Raw genomic sequence first — 16,652 nt, 5'->3', positions numbered from 1 at the left:
GGTTATTCACAAAATTGGCCGTAGAAAAACAGCGGTTGCAAGGGTATATGTTTCTGAAGGAAGCGGAAACTTTACCATTAACAAAAAAGATCTTAAGGATTACTTCACTACAGGTACCCTTCAGTACAAAGTAAACCAGGCATTGAATCTTACCGGAAATGATGGTAATTTCGATATTAAGGCCAATGTTTACGGAGGAGGAATCACGGGTCAGGCTGAAGCTATCCGTCTTGCTATTGCAAGAGCAATGGTAGAACTGGATGCAGAGAACAGAGCGGTGTTAAAACCAGAAGGTTTAATGACCAGAGATCCAAGAATGGTAGAACGTAAGAAATTCGGACAGAAGAAAGCTCGTAAGAAATTTCAGTTCTCTAAACGTTAATTATTATTGGGATTATTTCCCAAAAGTTCATTTAATACTAAAAAGAATTTTGTTGTTATTCCGCTTGCCGCGGAAGTTAGTTTAGCATCTAAACAGGTAAGGCCGTATTTAATATAAAATAGCCACTTACTTGTTGCTATCTCAACAGAACGTAAACTATTACAAAAATGGCAAACAAAGTAGAAGTAAAAGAATTACTTGATGCAGGTGTGCATTTTGGCCACCTTACAAGAAGATGGAATCCAAATATGGCCCCATATATCTATATGGAGCGTAACGGGATTCATATCATCAACCTATATAAGAGTGCTGCAAAAATGCAGGAAGCCGGTGAGGCCCTGTCAAAAATCGCAGCCAGCGGCAGAAAAATACTTTTTGTAGCGACCAAAAAGCAGGCTAAGGAAATTGTAGCCGAGCAAGCGCAAAAAGCAAATATGCCTTACATCACCGAGCGCTGGCCCGGTGGTATGCTTACCAACTTCGTAACCATTCGTAAAGCCGTTAAGAAAATGGCTTCAATTGACCGAATGAAAAAAGATGGTACTTTCAACACACTTTCTAAAAAAGAACGCCTACAGGTAGATCGTCTTAGAGCAAAGCTAGAAAAGAACCTTGGTTCTATCTCTGAGATGAGCAGACTTCCTGGAGCACTGTTTGTAGTTGATATCACCCGTGAACACATCGCCATTAAAGAAGCTCAGAAATTAAACATTCCAATCTTTGCAATGGTAGATACCAACTCAGATCCTCGTGAGGTGGAATATGTTATTCCTTCCAACGATGACGCTTCAAAATCTATTAATAAGGTGGTTTCTTACGCAGCTGATGCAATAGTGGAAGGCCTTTCTGAAAGAAAAGCCAGCAAAGACACTAAGAAAGCTGAAAAGGAAGAGAAAGAAGAAAAAACTACTAAAGAGCCAAAAGCAAAAGTAGCAAAAACTGAAGATGTAGAAGTTCCTTCTAAAGATGCTGAAGACAAAAAAGCAATGAAAGAAGCCCAACAAGATGTTAAGCTTGAAGATAAGCAGGAAACTCTTGACAAGGCTAAATCATCTAACGAAGAAGAATAAACCAATATTTTTTATAAAATCTAAAAGTCGTTTAGTCCTTTCTTTCTGAGTTAGATTCTAAACGACTTTTTAATAAAATACAATATTATGGCTAAGATAACTGCTGCAGAAGTAAATAAATTAAGAAAAGCTACCGGTGCCGGAATGATGGATTGCAAGAAAGCCCTGGTAGAAACCGATGGTGATTTCGACAAGGCTATTGAAGTTCTTCGTAAGAAAGGTCAGAAGGTTGCTGCTAAAAGAGCCGACCGTGACTCTGCTGAAGGTGCTGCAATCGCTAAGACCAATGCCGATAACACTAAAGGAGTGATTATCTCTCTTAACTGTGAAACCGATTTTGTTGCCAAGAATGATGATTTCATAAATCTGGCCAAGGATTTTGCTGAACTTGCTCTCAATTATAATTCAAAAGAAGAATTCCTTAAGGCAGATTATAAAGGAATTAGCGTTGAAGACAAATTAACCGAACAAACCGGGGTTATTGGTGAAAAGATAGAGATTGGTGCCTTCAAAACTCTTGAAGCTCCTTTCGTAGGTTCTTACATTCACGCCGGTAACAAGATCGCTGTAATCACGGCGCTGTCTAAAAATGTTGAAGGAGCTGATGAAGCTGCTAAAAATGTTTCTATGCAGGCTGCTGCAATGAATCCGGTTGCACTTAACGAAAATGGTGTTGACCAAAGCACCATCGAGAAAGAAATTGAGATCGCAAAAGACCAGCTTCGCCAGGAAGGTAAACCTGAAGAGATGCTTGATAATATCGCAAAAGGTAAAATCAAAAGATTCTTTAAAGACAACACTCTTGTTAATCAGGCTTATATCAAAGACAGCAAGCAAAGTGTTTCAGATTATGTGAAATCTGTAGACTCAAACCTTGAAGTTGTAGGTTTCAAAAGAGTTGGTTTAGGTGAGTAAAAGTCATTGTCAGATCCCGACAGATATCGGGAACAATAATCTCTAATAAATCTAAAAACCGCTTCCCTAACGAGGCGGTTTTTTTATGCCAAAATAATTTCCGGAGAAACTAATGCCCAGCTATTGCATAAAAAATTTTGTGGCAAAAATCTTCCTACTGTATCTTGTAAAGGCAAAATATTCCAAAAATTATTTCTCTTATTTTTGAAATATGTTCTAAAGCATTATATGAATAAAACCAAACAGAAATATACCTTAATCACCGGTTCCAGTCAGGGCCTGGGGAAAGCTTTTGCTGAAATATGTGCAAGAAAGGGACAAAATCTTATTCTCATTTCCCTCCCAAATGAAAACAACGGAAAGCTGGCTAAAGAGTTAGAGAAAAAGTATAAGATAGAAGCCATACAGTATGAGGCAAATCTTACTACCAAAGAAGATTTATATAAGGTTGTTGATTTTGTCAAAAACTATAGGATAAATATGCTGATTAACAATGCAGGAATTGGAGGTGCAAACAAATTTGAAGATGTAAGTCTGAGTTATTTAAATGAAATTGTACTCCTAAATATTATATCCCTGGTAAGCTTAACCCATCAATTACTGCCCGTCTTAAGAAAAGAAGAAGAAGCTTTTATCCTTAACATTTCAAGCCTTGCAGCCTTTGCTCCTATGCCCTTTAAAACGGTTTACCCTGCAAGTAAAGCATTTGTGTATTCCTTTTCCCGCGGTCTCAAATCGGAGTTAGAAAACAGCAATATTCACGTTGCAGTAGCCCACCCGGGTCCTATGCCTACCAATGAAAATGTTGCAAAAAGAGTAAAGGCATTAACCGGGATGGTAAAATATTCGGTTTTAACCGCCGAAGAGACAGCTGAAATATGTTTGGAAAAATTATTTCAGAAAAAAGCAGTGATAATACCGGGAAAATTCAATTGGTTCAATTCACTTTTATTGCGTTTTGTACCTGTCCCCCTACAACTTAAAATCCTGAGTGGTAAACTTAAGCCTGAAGCTACAAAACCGCAAGCCAATGACTAAAAAAGTAATGGTGACCGGAGCAAGTGGATTTTTGGGCTTTCATATTACTAAACAGCTTATTCAAGAGAATTATAAAGTAGTTGTTTTGTTAAGAAAAAACAGCGACACCAGTTTACTTAAACACCTTCATTGCAAAATCATAAGAGGAGATTTAAGTAACCCAAAAGACATTGAAAGAGCTATGCAGGAATGTGAATTTGTAATTCACGCCGCTGCAAAGACAAGCCAGGATTCACCGGATTTTGCTGATTACAGGGAAGCCAATATTACAAGCACAAAATTGCTGATAGAAGCTTCAAAAAAGCAAAACATCAGCAGGTTTGTATTTGTAAGTAGCGCAAATGCCTTCACTATGGGCAGCAAAGAAAATCCCGGCACAGAAAATTCGGATTTTATGCCGTTCTTAAGAAATTCCGGCTATGCACATAGTAAATATAAAGCCCAACAGCTAGTTTTAGATGAAGCTAATAAAAACAACTTCCCGGCTATTGTAGTCGCACCTACTTTTATGCTTGGCCCTTACGACATTAAACCTTCCAGCGGCAGACTAATGCTCTATTTATTAAAAAACAAACTGGTTTTCTATCCTAAAGGTGGCAAAAGTTATGTAGCTGTTTCGGCGGTTGCGACGGCTTGTATAAATGCCATGAGAATGGGCAGAACCGGAGAAAGTTATTTGCTTTCGGGTGTTAATCTTACTTATAAAGATTTTTTTAAAAAAGTATCAGAATTTTCAACAGCAACACATTTCTTAATTCCCATCCCACTAAGTTTACTCAACCCAATTGAAGGGCTGTATCGCATTTTTCCAACTAAAAGATTATTGTTGCTCAAAACCAATGTTCGTATGTTGTTTTTAGAAAATTACTTCAGCAACGAGAAGGCCAAAAAAGAGCTTAATATGCCGGAAACCCATATTGATTCAAGCATTAAAGAAAGCATTAACTGGTTCCAGGAAAACAAGTATTTTTAAGTTTTCTGCAAACTCTACCAAACCAATTAATTTTTACAATGTCACAAAAAGCATTTCAGTTTAAAGAATTCAAAATAGAACAGGATCGATGCGCTATGAAGATAGGAACAGACGGAGTGCTACTTGGGGCCTGGGCTCCACTGGAGCATAAACCAGACAGCATCCTCGATATTGGTACAGGAACCGGCCTAATAGCTTTAATGCTGGCACAGCGCTCCACTGCCCTACTTATAGACGCCCTGGAAATAGACGAAGATGCCTATGAGCAGGCTGTAGAGAATTTTGAAAACAGCGATTGGAGCGACAGACTTTTCTGCTATCACGCTGCTTTTGATGAGTTTGTAGATGAAATGCAGGATGAAGAGAAATATGATCTTATTATTTCCAATCCTCCTTTTTATTCGGAAAGTTTTACTACAGAAAACAACCAGAGAAATCAAGCCAGGTTTGAAGAAGCTTTGCCTTTTTCAGAATTGTTGGAGGGAGCATCCAAATTGCTTTCAGAAGAAGGAATTTTCAGTTGCATTATTCCTCATCGGGAGGAAAAAAGCTTTCTGAAATTAGCTGAAAAGACAGGTTTATTTCCCCAGAAAATAACCCGGGTGAAAGGAACTAAAGATTCTGAGATCAAACGAAGTCTTTTGAACTTAGGCTTTCAGAAAGAAGACTCTCTTAATGAGGAGCTAATTTTAGAAATTTCCAGACATAATTATACGGAAAAATACAAACAATTGGTTTCCCCATTCTATCTTAAATTATAATTGTTTGCTATAAAAAGCTTGGCTACATTTGTGTAAAACACTACACAACATGAAACCAGATCTTTTTAAAGCTCCCGATTATTACAATATTGATGAGCTTTTAACCGATGAACATAAAATGGTTCGCGATGCTGCCCGGGAATGGGTGAAGCGCGAAGTTTCTCCCATAATTGAAGAGGCCGCCCAAAATGCCGAATTTCCTAAATCTATTATAGGCGGTTTAGCTGAAATTGGTGCTTTCGGTCCTTATATTCCTGAAGAATATGGTGGAGCCGGACTCGACCAGATCTCTTACGGCCTTATCATGCAGGAAATAGAGCGGGGTGACAGTGGAGTACGTTCCACGGCTTCAGTACAATCTTCCCTGGTGATGTATCCCATCTTTAAATACGGCACCGAAGAGCAAAAGAAAAAATACCTACCCAAACTCGCCAGTGGCGAAATAATTGGTTGTTTTGGTCTCACCGAACCAGATTACGGTTCTAATCCCGCCGGGATGGTTACCAATTTTAAAGATAAAGGCGATCATTATTTATTGAATGGCGCCAAAATGTGGATCTCCAATGCACCTTTCGCCGATATTGCCATTGTATGGGCCAAAAACGAAGAAGGCCGTATCCACGGATTGATCGTGGAGCGAGGAATGGAGGGCTTTTCTACTCCTGAAACACACAACAAATGGTCTCTTCGTGCCAGTGCTACCGGAGAGCTAATTTTTGATAACGTAAAGGTCCCAAAAGAGAATTTAATGCCAAATAAAAGTGGACTAGGCGCTCCACTGGGCTGTCTGGACTCTGCACGCTTTGGAATCGCCTGGGGAGCCATTGGCGCCGCAATGGACTGTTATGACACTGCCTTAAGATATTCGAAAGAAAGGATCCAATTTGACAAACCAATTGGCGGAAAACAACTTCAGCAGAAAAAACTGGCAGAAATGATTACTGAGATCACCAAGGCCCAGTTGATGGCCTGGAGACTTGGAGTTTTGCGTAATGAAGGCAAAGCCACTTCTGCCCAAATTTCAATGGCAAAAAGGAATAACGTGGAAATGGCTATAAACATCGCCCGGGAAGCTAGACAAATATTAGGCGGAATGGGTATTACAGGGGAATATAGTATTATGCGCCATATGATGAACCTGGAAAGTGTAATTACTTACGAAGGCACTCACGATATTCATCTGTTAATAACGGGAATGGATATTACAGGCATGCCTGCATTCTAATTAGATACTTCAGAATTCCCTAAAAGATCAAAACAAGGGCAGCGTTTACAGCGTTTGCCCTTTTTGTATTTTTTACAGCACTCGGTTTTGAGAGCTTTTGGCTTTTTTGCCACAACTCCTTCCAGCTGCAAATAATCCTTTGATTTATTGGAATAAAATACCAGGATATTATATGAATATTTCACCTGAGTTCTCATAATTTGAATATATCCTTAAAAGTTGAAAATTAAGGAGATTATATCCTTAAGATTTTCATTTCCACGCTATAGCTTTTACTTTTGAAGCCATATGAAGAAAGATAAAATGATACAAGAAATAAACCAAAAATTTAAGTCAGACTTAAAAGATTTCGGCAATAATTCTAATCACCCCCAAATTAATAATATAAAGCAGTTACAGGTGTATATGGAGCACCATATTTTTGCGGTATGGGCCAACATGTCTTTGCTCAATTATTTAAAAGAGGAATTTACCAAAACAACCAATCCGTGGCTACCCATTGGAGATCCTGAACTCAGGTTTCTTATCAATAAAACAATTCTGCAGGAAGAGACCGCAAAGAATTATTACGGGACTCATCAAAGTAAATTTGAAATGTTTCTGGATGCGATGACCGAAACAGGTTCAAATCCTGAAAATATCACTAATTTTCTAAGACATGTAAGTCATGGCACCGATATTTTTCTCATCATCGCCGGCTCCAAACTTCCGGTTTGCATTAAACAGTTTATCAAAAACATATTTGACATTATTTCTGAAGAAAAACCTCATAAAATAGCTGCGGCATTTCTTTACAGCAAAGCAGGAATGATAGATCCTGATTTAATAAATACGATTTCAGAATTTGAGAAATCAGGAAAAACAGATCTTAAGTTATTTAAGTACTTCCTGAGCTTAGAAGCCGAAAATGATTTTGGCCTATCCTTCAGGATACTGAACAAACTCTGTGGAGAGGATATGGACAAATGGAGAGACACTGAAAGAATTGCAGAAATAATTTTGCAAAACCAGCGCACTTTAATGCAGGGCATTGAGGCCGAACTAACCGAAAGCATTTCAGAATAAAAAACCGGAAGAGAGACCTCAACCGGTTTTAAGCTTTTCATCACATCAGGGAGCAACAGGGGCTATCTTGACCTCCAGGCCTTCCATTTCCTCTGTAATGGGTATCTGGCAACTTAAACGGCTGTTATCTTGCAGGAAAAACGCCTGGTCCAGCATATCTTCTTCTTCGTAACTCTTTTCTGGTAGCAGATGCTCATAATTTAGCATATAACATTGGCAGGAAGCACACATAGCCATTCCGCCGCAAATTCCAATTGTACCTTCCGGAGCCAATTCGAAACTGCGAATAACCTCCATAAGATTCATATTCATATCGGTAGGAGCAGCTACCCGATGAGCTTCACCTTCTCTATCAATTATGGTGATCTTAATATCAGACATCCTCTAATTTATACTTTTTACAATCTCTCTCTTCGCCTCTTTCTTACTTCCATCAAACCCATTAATCCCACTAACCGTAGTATATTTCATAACATACTTCTTGTCTGGGAAGATACGTTGATATGCACTTTGACACATTATTGCGGCTTCATGAAAACCACAAAGAATAAGTTTTAATTTTCCGGGGTAAGTATTTACATCTCCAATGGCATAAATTCCCGGGATGTTTGTTTGATAATCATACGCGTTATCAACCTTAATGGCATTTTTCTCGATTTCGAGGCCCCAATCGGCAATGGGTCCTAGTTTGGGGGAGAGCCCGAATAATGGAATAAAATAATCGGTGTTTTTTATATGCTTTTCTGAAGCCTTATCCCGGTGGGATATAACCACGCTTTCAAGTTTTCCTTCGCCTTTTAAATCGGTTACCTCAGCTTCTGTAATAAGCTTGACTTTTCCTTCTTTAGAGAGTTTCTCTACTTTTTCTACTGAATCCAGAGCACCACGGAAATCCTTACGCCGATGTATCAGGGAAACTTCCGAAGCAATTTCAGCTAGATAAATAGACCAATCTAATGCAGAATCTCCTCCTCCGGCAATAACTACCCTCTTGTTTCGATAGATCTCCGGATCACGAATAATATAAGCTACTCCATTATCTTCGTACTGCTGTATATTGGCAATAGGGGGTTTTCTGGGCTCAAAGCTTCCAAGTCCCCCGGCGATTACCACAACGGGAGCGTGATGCTTTGTTCCTTTACTTGTGGTAACGATAAAACTTCCATCTTCCTGCTTATCTATAGTCTCTGCTCTTTCTCCCAGGGTAAAACCGGGTTCAAAAGGTTTGATCTGCTCCATAAGATTATTCACAAGATCTCCGGCAAGCACCTCGGGGAAACCGGGGATATCATAAATAGGCTTCTTAGGATAGATCTCTGAACACTGGCCACCAGGCTGAGCAAGAGCATCAATAAGGTGACATTTGAGCTTTAACAATCCAGCCTCAAATACTGCAAATAGTCCGGTTGGCCCGGCACCAATAATTAGTATGTCGGTTTTAATCATTCTTCATTTTCATTTTGGATAAACCCGCCAGCTTACCTTTCAATATTTACAACCTGCTCGATTTGTGGCGCGTATTTCTTAATCGTCATTTCCACCCCCGATTTAAGGGTCATCTGGTTTACAGAACAACCCACACAGGCTCCTTCCAGCCGGACTTTCACCAACCGGTCGTTTTCAATAGAGACCAAAGAGATATTACCCCCATCACTTTCCAGAAAGGGACGAATTTCAGCCAAAGCTTTCTCCACATTTAGTTTTACTTCTTCGCTTGTCATCTATTTTTTATTAACGGCACTACAACCAGCCATAGTGGTAATCTTAATTGCTTCGGTAGGCGGAAGGCTCTGGTTACGATTTACCGTTTGCTGAACCATATTTCTGGTGATTTCTTCAAAAGCAGTTTCTATTGGGGTTCCCGTTTGTAGGGCCGCAGGCCTCCCAATATCTCCAGATTCCCGAAGACTTTGCACCAATGGGATCTCTCCGAGAAACGGAGTATCAAGATCTTCAGCAAGGTTTCTTGCACCGTGCTTTCCGAAGATATAATATTTATTTTCTGGCAATTCTTCCGGAGTAAAATAAGCCATATTCTCTACTATTCCTAAAACCGGCACATTTATGCTTTCCTGGCGGAACATTGCAACTCCTTTCTTAGCATCGGCTAAGGCCACATTTTGTGGAGTGCTTACCACTACGGCTCCCGTTATTGGCAATGACTGCATTATAGAAAGGTGAATATCACCGGTTCCCGGCGGAAGATCGATCAAAAGAAAATCAAGTTCACCCCAGGCTGCATCAAAAATCATTTGATTAAGCGCTTTGGCAGCCATTGGGCCCCGCCAAACTACAGCTTGGTTAGGTTGGGTAAAAAAGCCAATAGAAAGAATCTTAACGCCGTAGTTTTCTACAGGTTTCATTTTTGATTGTCCGTCTATATTTACTGAAAGGGGCTTTTCTGCCTCGATATCAAACATAATAGGCGCTGAAGGTCCATAAATATCGGCATCTAAAAGACCTACTTTAAAGCCCATTTTTGAGAGGGATACCGCCATATTCGCAGTAACGGTAGATTTTCCTACCCCTCCTTTTCCTGAAGCTACAGCAATTATATTACTGATACCCGGAATGTGTTTACCTTTAATCTCGGGCTTCTTATCGGGCGCATTTACCTTTATATTAACTTTTACTTTGGCTTTTGGATAAACATGTTCGTGAATGGCTTTAAGCACATCTACCTCGGCACGTTTTTTAATGTGAAGAGCGGGAGTATTTAAAACAAGGTCGACTACCACCTCATCACCAAAAGTCATAACATTTTGAACTGCGCCGCTTTCAACTATATTTTTGCCTTCACCGGCAACAGAAATAGTTTCAAGGGCTTTAAGGATATCTTTTCTATCTAATTTCATCTTAATTGTATTTAGGGCATAAGGCCTGTGATTTGCCGCAGAAAAGTCCCAGTCCTTACAATAAGTTCTGTAAATAAAGTTTTTAAAAACCAGTCTTATATAGACTGATTCTAAACGCAAATATAGGTGGAAAAGCTAAGAAAACGAAGTATTTACCTATAATTGATTTATGGAGTAATAAGCTGGTTTTATGATTGGGATCAGGGATGAATATTTACGGAAGGATCCCAGAAATATTTTTCGAAATCTACCACCTTATTTTCGCTAACGCTTATACCTTCGGCTTCCAGTAAATTTCGCATTGCATTGTTGTCTCCAAAATGATGTTTGCCGCTAAGAAGACCCTTACGGTTTACCACCCGATGTGCCGGTACGTCTTCCCTATTATGGGAGGCATTCATTGCCCATCCAACCATCCTGGCACTTTGCGGCGAACCTATAGCTCTGGCTATTGCCCCATAAGAGGTAACCCTTCCAACCGGGATTTGCCTTACAGTTTCATAAACTTTATCAAAGAAATTCTTTTCTTCAGAAATCATAAATTATAGATCCTGATAATTGTTAAAATCACTAAAATCAGCATAAGACTTGCCATAAAATAATTGGAATATTCAGCAAATCTATCGGCATACTTTTCAATTTTCATAAATGAAAGTACGTAAAGATAAAGCGTGGTAAAACTGCCTAGAGAAGCAGCAAGCACAAATGCTACAATCAAAGACCAATCATAGGTTACTCCCACCCCCACATTAAGGGCTCCGGCAATTGCTACGAAATATGGAATAGGAAATAAATTAAGTACAGAAATCAGCATACCCTTAAAAATACTATTCGCATTGGCTCTATGGCTCGAGTGTTCAATCCCCTTCCGTCGCTTAGCCATAAGAAGGAAATATACCCCGAGTAGTAAAAAAATTACCAGGCCGGCACGCAACAAAATGCTTTGTACAAAAGGATTATCAAAAATATATTTTGCAAGAAGAACAGCGATAAGCGCCTGCAAAATCACCACGCTGGAAGCCCCAAAAGCAACATAAACACCATTGCGTTTCCCATGTTCTACACAGGTTTTGGCAACAGTCATATTAACCAGGCCCGGAGGAATCACTCCAATAAGGGCGGCAAAGTAGGTAATTAAAAAGAGTTTAGTTTCCTCCAAAAGAAGCTATTTTATCCTAAATTGAATATAGGTAATAGGTTTTCCTTGTTCAAGATACTGTTTTTCATAGAAAGTCTGAATTTCCCGTACTTCCTTAGGTGAATATTCATTCTTATAGATATCGTGATGAGCGTATAAAATCTCCTGGCCTTGTCCATGTAACAGTCCCAGGGTATAGCCATGCATAAACTCACTATCGGTCTTAAGGTGAACCAAACCCTCAGGTTTCAAAATATGCTTATACTTTTTCAGAAATTCTGAATTGGTTAAGCGATGCTTGGTCCGCTTGTATTTTATTTGCGGGTCTGGGAAAGTTATCCAGATCTCATCTACTTCATTTTCTTCAAAAATCCTGTCGACAAGTTCTATTTGAGCTCTAACGAAGGCTACATTTTCCAGGTTATCTTCGAGAGCGGTTTTCGCCCCTCTCCAAAAACGAGCTCCTTTGATATCAATTCCTATAAAGTTCCTGTCGGGATAATATTGCGCGAGTCCCACGCTATACTCACCTTTTCCACATCCCAGTTCAAGTACAATAGGATTATCATTTTTGAAAAAATCCTTCCGCCATTTCCCTTTAAAATTGAATTCATCTTTTTCCAATACCTCTCTTGAGGGTTGAATTACATTTTCAAAACTTTCGTTTTCCTTAAATCGTCTTAATTTATTTTTACTTCCCACAGTTTGTTTGAAATTTTGTCAAAATTAAGGAAATTAGCCAACAGGAGGAGTATTTTAAACATATATGAAGAAGAAGCGAATTTTGGTTGCTGTACTTAACTGGGGATTAGGTCATGCCACTCGTTGTATTCCCCTAATCGAAGCATTGATCACTAAGGGGTATGAGCCCATTTTAGCTTCTGATGGAGCTGCCCTCGCCCTGTTAAAAGAGGAATTTCCCAATCTAGTGGCAGAGGATCTCCCTTCCTACAATATCGAATATAGTAAGTCTCCCAATTTACTGAAGTGGAAATTGTTCCTTGAAAGCCCCAGGATAATTCAGGCAATAAAAGCCGAAAAGGATCATACTAAACTTCTGGTAGAAAAATACAATCTAAACGGCATAATTTCCGATAACCGATTAGGGGTACACTATAAACATCTAAAAAATGTTTTTATCACTCATCAACTCAATGTACTTTCAGGAAACACCACCTGGCTAAGCAGTAAACTTCATCAAAACTATATCATGAAATTTGATGAGTGCTGGGTGCCTGATCTCCCAGGTTCAAAGAATCTGAGTGGGATGTTAGGCCATATGAGAAAAACCCCGGAGAAGGTGAAATATATTGGTCCATTAAGTAGGTTTACAAAAGAAAATCTTCCGCAGAAATACAAGATAATGATTATTCTTTCAGGTCCTGAACCTCAACGTTCCTTCTTGGAGAAGATCCTGCTGAAAGAATTTAGAACCACTACTGAAAAGACCTTATTTGTAAGAGGTGTTTTAGGAGAACATAATCCTATTGCAGAAGCCGATAACACCAATCTGATTTTAAAAGATTATATTTTAGGGAAGGAATTGGAAGATATGTTCAATTCCAGTGAAACCGTAATTTGCAGGTCGGGATACACTAGTATTATGGACCTCTCTAAACTTGAGAAAAAGGCATTTTTAATCCCTACCCCAGGGCAATTTGAACAGGAATACCTGGCAGAGCGTCTGGAAAATCTTGGAATTGCACCTTACTGCAGGCAGGAGAATTTTAAAATTTCAGAATTAAAAAGACTAAAGAGATTTAGCGGTTTTAGAGATTTTCGATTTGTTACCGACTTCAGTAGTCTTTTTACTCTTTTCGAGGGTAAATGAAAACTCACTTCCTACTCCAAAAACACTTTCTACATAGATCTTTTCGTTGTGTGCTTCAATAATATGCTTTACAATGGAAAGGCCTAAACCCGAGCCTCCTTCCTTCCGGCTTCCGCTTTTGTCAACGCGATAGAAGCGCTCAAAAAGCCGGGGAATATTCTCTTTTTCGATTCCTTCTCCGTTATCGGTAATACGCACGATAACTTTATTTTTTATAAGATTTTCGATACTAACCTCGGTGGTGCCACCTTTTTTCCCGTATTTAATAGAATTCACAATAAGGTTGGAGACCACCTGCTGGATTCGGTCACGGTCGGCCCGTACCATAACCGGCCTGTCATACGGCATATCAAAGGCAAGGCTGATATTCTTTTTTGCAGCTTTCATTTCGAGAAGATCGAACGAATTCTGGACCAGTTCAACGATATTAAAATCTTCCAAATTAAGATGCAACTCTCCAGCTTCAAGTTTGGTAATCATATCCAGATCTTTTACAATATAGATAAGTCGTTCCACTCCTTTGTTGGCACGTTGCAAGTATTTTTTTCTTACAGCTTTATCCTTTATCGCCCCGTCTAATAGGGTAAGTATATAGCCCTGAACCGTAAACAGAGGAGTTTTTAATTCATGAGATACGTTTCCCATAAATTCTTTCCGGTAAGCTTCCCTCACTTTAAGGGTTTCGATCTCAAGTTTGTTATACTCGGCAAATTTTTCCACTTCCCGGGTTAGCGAAGCCATATCTGTAGTTACCTGGCTAGGGCTAAGAGTGGTGGAATCCAAAAGAGAAACATTGTCGTAGATCTTTTTTATGCGTTTATAGATAAAATTTTCTACCCGGTATTGAATAATGAAAAAGGAGAAAAGGTAAGTAAGCAGAGCCAGGATTAAAACCGGCAACCATTCAAATCCGGTGGTAAAAACAGCATAAAGGGACTCCACTACCGAAAGAAAAACGGTTATATACAACGAAGTTTTAACTGCAAATTTATATGAACGCTTGAATTTTTTAGCCATTAAATTACGAACTTATAACCAACGCCTTTTACGGTTTTAAAGGAATCATCCCCTATTTTCTCACGTAGTTTTCGGATATGTACATCTATGGTTCTACCCCCAACAACAACTTCATTACCCCATACTTTATCAAGAATATCTTCTCTTTTAAAAACTTTACCGGGTTTTGAGGTAAGCAGAGATAGCAGTTCAAATTCCTTTCTAGGTAGCACCAGTTCCTGTCCGTCCTTAATCACTTTATACTGATCGCGGTCTATAACCAACTCCCCAATTTTCAAAATATTAGTGGAAGTTGAATCCTCTTTAAAGCGTCTCAGCAAGGCTTTAACTTTACTCACAAGAACCTTAGGTTTAATAGGTTTGGTGATATAATCATCGGCACCCGCATCAAAACCTGCCATTTGAGAATAATCTTCTCCCCTTGCCGTTAAAAAGGTAATGATGGATTCTTCCAGGCCAGCAATATTTCTTATTTGTTCACAGGCTTCTATCCCATCCATTTCAGGCATCATTACATCCAAAATAATTAGCTGCGGCTTATGCTTTTTGGCAAGTTTCACACCATCTGCACCGTTTTCCGCGGTGATTACCTGGTAGCCTTCCGTTTTTAGATTGTAACCTACAATTTCAAGGATATCGGGCTCATCATCTACCAAAAGAATTTTAATGTCACTCTTTTTCATCAGTATATAATTGTGTTCTTATTTTGAAGTAAAAGTAAGTATAAATTCCTATGCAATTATTCCTTCTTCTTAAGTCTTAACCTTAAGGTAATATAGACAAATTTCTTCGAAGTGCTTTTATAATCAGGTCTTTTCAGAATATGTTTTCATAAAATACATTCAAAAAACTCCTCTGTTTACCTAAATAAAGTCCCTGAAATAAACTTAATCATAACATTAAACATCTCAGAATAACATAAGCTTAAACTTAAGCTAAGGCCGCACTTAAACTAAGCTCGTTTATTTGTTTCAAATTAATTACATCAACGAAAACTAAATTTTTTGACTTATGAAAAAACTGATTATTGCGGGTTTTGCAATTGCCACCTTAGGATTAACCAGCTGTAGCGAAGATGACGATATGCCAATTGAACAACTTGCTACCTGTACCGATGGGATTCAAAACGGTAACGAAACTGGTATAGATTGTGGCGGAGCTTGTGCCCCGTGTGATGGAGGTGAGAATGGTACAGCTCCACAAGACGAAGATCTTTCCGGCTTATTAATTGAAGATTTTACTTTAACCAATGATATAATTTGGGAGCTAAACGGAAAATTCGTGGTAGGTGATGGAGCAACCCTTACTATTGAACCTGGTACAATAATAAAAGGACAGGAAGGAACCGGTTCTTTGGCTTCTGCTCTAATCGTAGCCCGTGGAGGCCGAATTATGGCTGAAGGTACTGCTGACGAACCAATCATCTTCACCTCTATAAACGACAACATCGACCTTGGAGAAAAACAAGGTTCAAACCTTGACGAAAACGATCGTGGCCTTTGGGGCGGAGTTTTAATTCTGGGAAATGCGCCGAGTTCCTTTGAGGGTGACTCTGAAGAATCTCAAATTGAAGGGATTCCTGCAGATGATGACTTTGGAAGGTTCGGTGGAAACGACCCAGATGATGATTCAGGCGTATTTAAGTATGTATCTATTCGTCACGGAGGTGCATTAATTGGTTCCGGAAACGAAATCAATGGCCTTACCCTTGGTGGTGTTGGTGCAGGAACTTTAATAGATCACGTAGAAGTAGTTGGGAACGTAGACGATGGAATTGAATGGTTCGGCGGCACCGTGAACACGAGCAACGTTGTTGTATTCGCTGGTGGAGATGATGGACTTGATATAGACATGGCTTACTCTGGAACTATTACAAACGCATTAGCGATTCAAGGTGCCGAGTCTGATCACGCTTTAGAAATTGACGGGCCGGAAGGCACCCTTGAAGGAGCTTTTACCATCCAGGACCTAAGCATTATTGGAGATGCCAATGCCCCATCTGGTGCAATAGCAGATCTAAGAGACGGTGCAATGGGAGCCTTCAACAATGTATACGTAAGAGGTTTTAATGACATTCAAAATGTGGAAATTGACGATGCCGCATCTGCTGCAAACTATAGCGACGGAAGCTTAAGTTTCTCTGCCTGGGAAATTGTTTTGCCAGAAGGGGTAGAGAGTGTTTCTTCAATTTTTGAAGACACCACAGAAAGCACAGATTTCTCTAACGATGCCACCACTTTTGCTACAGCAATAGAAAAAGACCAGGAAACTGTAGGTGCAGACCTATCAGTTTTTGGCTGGACCTATGCTAGCTTCCGTGGCGCATTCTAAAAATTTAAAGCCAAAATTCAAATAAAGCTTTTCAAATTGCTCGCCTTTTTA

General features: G+C 39.3%; 19 protein-coding genes. 10 read left to right on the top strand and 9 right to left on the bottom strand.

Annotation, left to right across the window (positions count from 1 at the left end; all coding sequences use genetic code 11):
- From rpsI to VIM94_RS04760, 8 genes are all read left to right on the top strand, one after another.
- On the top strand, positions 1-382 hold a 382-nt coding region (gene rpsI, locus VIM94_RS04795; RefSeq protein WP_332038151.1), incomplete at its 5' end, for a 30S ribosomal protein S9.
- Between the two features lie 167 nt (positions 383-549).
- Entirely contained in the window at positions 550-1,452 is a 903-nt protein-coding gene (gene rpsB, locus VIM94_RS04790) for a 30S ribosomal protein S2 (protein WP_332038150.1), read from the top strand.
- An 87-nt stretch (positions 1,453-1,539) separates the two neighbouring features.
- A complete protein-coding gene (tsf, locus tag VIM94_RS04785; protein ID WP_332038149.1) occupies positions 1,540-2,367 on the top strand; it encodes a translation elongation factor Ts in 828 nt (275 codons plus the stop codon).
- Positions 2,368-2,595: 228 nt separating this feature from the next.
- On the top strand, positions 2,596-3,405 hold the full coding sequence (locus tag VIM94_RS04780; RefSeq protein ID WP_332038148.1) for an SDR family NAD(P)-dependent oxidoreductase: 810 nt from the start codon (positions 2,596-2,598) through the stop codon (positions 3,403-3,405).
- Complete coding sequence (locus VIM94_RS04775) at positions 3,398-4,378, top strand: SDR family NAD(P)-dependent oxidoreductase (RefSeq protein WP_332038147.1); 981 nt, start codon at positions 3,398-3,400, stop codon at positions 4,376-4,378. Before VIM94_RS04780 ends, VIM94_RS04775 begins: the two co-directional genes overlap by 8 nt.
- Positions 4,379-4,416: 38 nt before the next feature.
- Positions 4,417-5,139 carry a tRNA1(Val) (adenine(37)-N6)-methyltransferase gene (locus tag VIM94_RS04770; protein WP_332038146.1) on the top strand — a complete coding sequence of 241 codons (723 nt, stop codon included), beginning with the start codon at positions 4,417-4,419 and terminating at the stop codon, positions 5,137-5,139.
- A 49-nt stretch (positions 5,140-5,188) separates the two neighbouring features.
- Positions 5,189-6,364, top strand: a complete 1,176-nt coding sequence (locus VIM94_RS04765; RefSeq protein ID WP_332038145.1) for an acyl-CoA dehydrogenase family protein — start codon at positions 5,189-5,191, stop codon at positions 6,362-6,364.
- A gap of 303 nt (positions 6,365-6,667) precedes the next feature.
- The gene (locus VIM94_RS04760; protein WP_332038144.1) at positions 6,668-7,429 is read left to right on the top strand and encodes a DUF3050 domain-containing protein; all 762 of its coding nucleotides are present in this window, start codon (positions 6,668-6,670) and stop codon (positions 7,427-7,429) included.
- A gap of 45 nt (positions 7,430-7,474) precedes the next feature.
- Here VIM94_RS04760 and VIM94_RS04755 read toward each other — a convergent pair whose 3' ends face one another.
- The 7 genes from VIM94_RS04755 to trmB all read right to left on the bottom strand — a co-directional run bounded on the left by VIM94_RS04755 (position 7,475) and on the right by trmB (position 12,124).
- The gene (locus tag VIM94_RS04755; protein WP_332038143.1) at positions 7,475-7,810 is read right to left on the bottom strand and encodes a 2Fe-2S iron-sulfur cluster-binding protein; all 336 of its coding nucleotides are present in this window, start codon (positions 7,808-7,810) and stop codon (positions 7,475-7,477) included.
- A 3-nt stretch (positions 7,811-7,813) separates the two neighbouring features.
- Positions 7,814-8,875: an NAD(P)/FAD-dependent oxidoreductase gene (locus VIM94_RS04750; RefSeq protein WP_332038142.1), complete on the bottom strand. Its 1,062-nt coding sequence runs from the start codon at positions 8,873-8,875 to the stop codon at positions 7,814-7,816.
- Between the two features lie 32 nt (positions 8,876-8,907).
- Entirely contained in the window at positions 8,908-9,150 is a 243-nt protein-coding gene (locus tag VIM94_RS04745) for a NifU family protein (protein ID WP_332038141.1), read from the bottom strand.
- Positions 9,151-10,284, bottom strand: coding sequence for an Mrp/NBP35 family ATP-binding protein (locus VIM94_RS04740; protein WP_332038140.1), 1,134 nt, complete (start codon positions 10,282-10,284; stop codon positions 9,151-9,153).
- 200 nt (positions 10,285-10,484) lie between these two features.
- Complete coding sequence (locus tag VIM94_RS04735) at positions 10,485-10,823, bottom strand: MGMT family protein (protein WP_332038139.1); 339 nt, start codon at positions 10,821-10,823, stop codon at positions 10,485-10,487.
- The gene (locus tag VIM94_RS04730; protein ID WP_332038138.1) at positions 10,820-11,443 is read right to left on the bottom strand and encodes a LysE family translocator; all 624 of its coding nucleotides are present in this window, start codon (positions 11,441-11,443) and stop codon (positions 10,820-10,822) included. Before VIM94_RS04730 ends, VIM94_RS04735 begins: the two co-directional genes overlap by 4 nt.
- 6 nt (positions 11,444-11,449) lie before the next feature.
- The gene (gene trmB / locus VIM94_RS04725) at positions 11,450-12,124 is read right to left on the bottom strand and encodes a tRNA (guanosine(46)-N7)-methyltransferase TrmB (RefSeq protein ID WP_332038137.1); all 675 of its coding nucleotides are present in this window, start codon (positions 12,122-12,124) and stop codon (positions 11,450-11,452) included.
- Positions 12,125-12,188: 64 nt separating this feature from the next.
- Here trmB and VIM94_RS04720 point away from each other — a divergent pair, with 64 nt between their 5' ends.
- A complete protein-coding gene (locus tag VIM94_RS04720) occupies positions 12,189-13,253 on the top strand; it encodes a glycosyltransferase (protein WP_332038136.1) in 1,065 nt (354 codons plus the stop codon).
- On the opposite strand, the gene VIM94_RS04715 is transcribed toward VIM94_RS04720, so the two are convergent.
- Both VIM94_RS04715 and VIM94_RS04710 read right to left on the bottom strand, forming a co-directional pair.
- Entirely contained in the window at positions 13,173-14,270 is a 1,098-nt protein-coding gene (locus VIM94_RS04715) for a sensor histidine kinase (RefSeq protein ID WP_332038135.1), read from the bottom strand. The genes VIM94_RS04720 and VIM94_RS04715 overlap by 81 nt on opposite strands.
- Positions 14,270-14,953 carry a response regulator transcription factor gene (locus tag VIM94_RS04710; RefSeq protein WP_332038134.1) on the bottom strand — a complete coding sequence of 228 codons (684 nt, stop codon included), beginning with the start codon at positions 14,951-14,953 and terminating at the stop codon, positions 14,270-14,272. Before VIM94_RS04710 ends, VIM94_RS04715 begins: the two co-directional genes overlap by 1 nt.
- A gap of 328 nt (positions 14,954-15,281) precedes the next feature.
- Here VIM94_RS04710 and VIM94_RS04705 point away from each other — a divergent pair, with 328 nt between their 5' ends.
- Entirely contained in the window at positions 15,282-16,601 is a 1,320-nt protein-coding gene (locus VIM94_RS04705; protein WP_332038133.1) for a hypothetical protein, read from the top strand.
- Positions 16,602-16,652 lie beyond the last annotated feature (51 nt).

Origin of the sequence: Salegentibacter sp. (assembly GCF_036568425.1) — a bacterium.
Classification (GTDB): domain Bacteria; phylum Bacteroidota; class Bacteroidia; order Flavobacteriales; family Flavobacteriaceae; genus Salegentibacter.
The sequence above is the reverse complement of the archived record's forward strand: the minus strand, read 5'-3'. Positions and strand labels throughout refer to the sequence as shown.

Excerpts from the sequence above, each read along its gene's own strand:
- rpsB (WP_332038150.1), top strand. The coding sequence starts at position 550 with ATGGCAAACAAAGTAGAAGTAAAAGAATTACTTGATGCAGGTGTGCAT.
- tsf (WP_332038149.1), top strand. The coding sequence starts at position 1,540 with ATGGCTAAGATAACTGCTGCAGAAGTAAATAAATTAAGAAAAGCTACC.
- VIM94_RS04780 (WP_332038148.1), top strand. The coding sequence starts at position 2,596 with ATGAATAAAACCAAACAGAAATATACCTTAATCACCGGTTCCAGTCAG.
- VIM94_RS04775 (WP_332038147.1), top strand. The coding sequence starts at position 3,398 with ATGACTAAAAAAGTAATGGTGACCGGAGCAAGTGGATTTTTGGGCTTT.
- VIM94_RS04770 (WP_332038146.1), top strand. The coding sequence starts at position 4,417 with ATGTCACAAAAAGCATTTCAGTTTAAAGAATTCAAAATAGAACAGGAT.
- VIM94_RS04765 (WP_332038145.1), top strand. The coding sequence starts at position 5,189 with ATGAAACCAGATCTTTTTAAAGCTCCCGATTATTACAATATTGATGAG.
- VIM94_RS04760 (WP_332038144.1), top strand. The coding sequence starts at position 6,668 with ATGATACAAGAAATAAACCAAAAATTTAAGTCAGACTTAAAAGATTTC.
- VIM94_RS04755 (WP_332038143.1), bottom strand. The coding sequence starts at position 7,810 with ATGTCTGATATTAAGATCACCATAATTGATAGAGAAGGTGAAGCTCAT.
- VIM94_RS04750 (WP_332038142.1), bottom strand. The coding sequence starts at position 8,875 with ATGATTAAAACCGACATACTAATTATTGGTGCCGGGCCAACCGGACTA.
- VIM94_RS04745 (WP_332038141.1), bottom strand. The coding sequence starts at position 9,150 with ATGACAAGCGAAGAAGTAAAACTAAATGTGGAGAAAGCTTTGGCTGAA.
- VIM94_RS04740 (WP_332038140.1), bottom strand. The coding sequence starts at position 10,284 with ATGAAATTAGATAGAAAAGATATCCTTAAAGCCCTTGAAACTATTTCT.
- VIM94_RS04735 (WP_332038139.1), bottom strand. The coding sequence starts at position 10,823 with ATGATTTCTGAAGAAAAGAATTTCTTTGATAAAGTTTATGAAACTGTA.
- VIM94_RS04720 (WP_332038136.1), top strand. The coding sequence starts at position 12,189 with ATGAAGAAGAAGCGAATTTTGGTTGCTGTACTTAACTGGGGATTAGGT.
- VIM94_RS04715 (WP_332038135.1), bottom strand. The coding sequence starts at position 14,270 with ATGGCTAAAAAATTCAAGCGTTCATATAAATTTGCAGTTAAAACTTCG.
- VIM94_RS04710 (WP_332038134.1), bottom strand. The coding sequence starts at position 14,953 with ATGAAAAAGAGTGACATTAAAATTCTTTTGGTAGATGATGAGCCCGAT.
- VIM94_RS04705 (WP_332038133.1), top strand. The coding sequence starts at position 15,282 with ATGAAAAAACTGATTATTGCGGGTTTTGCAATTGCCACCTTAGGATTA.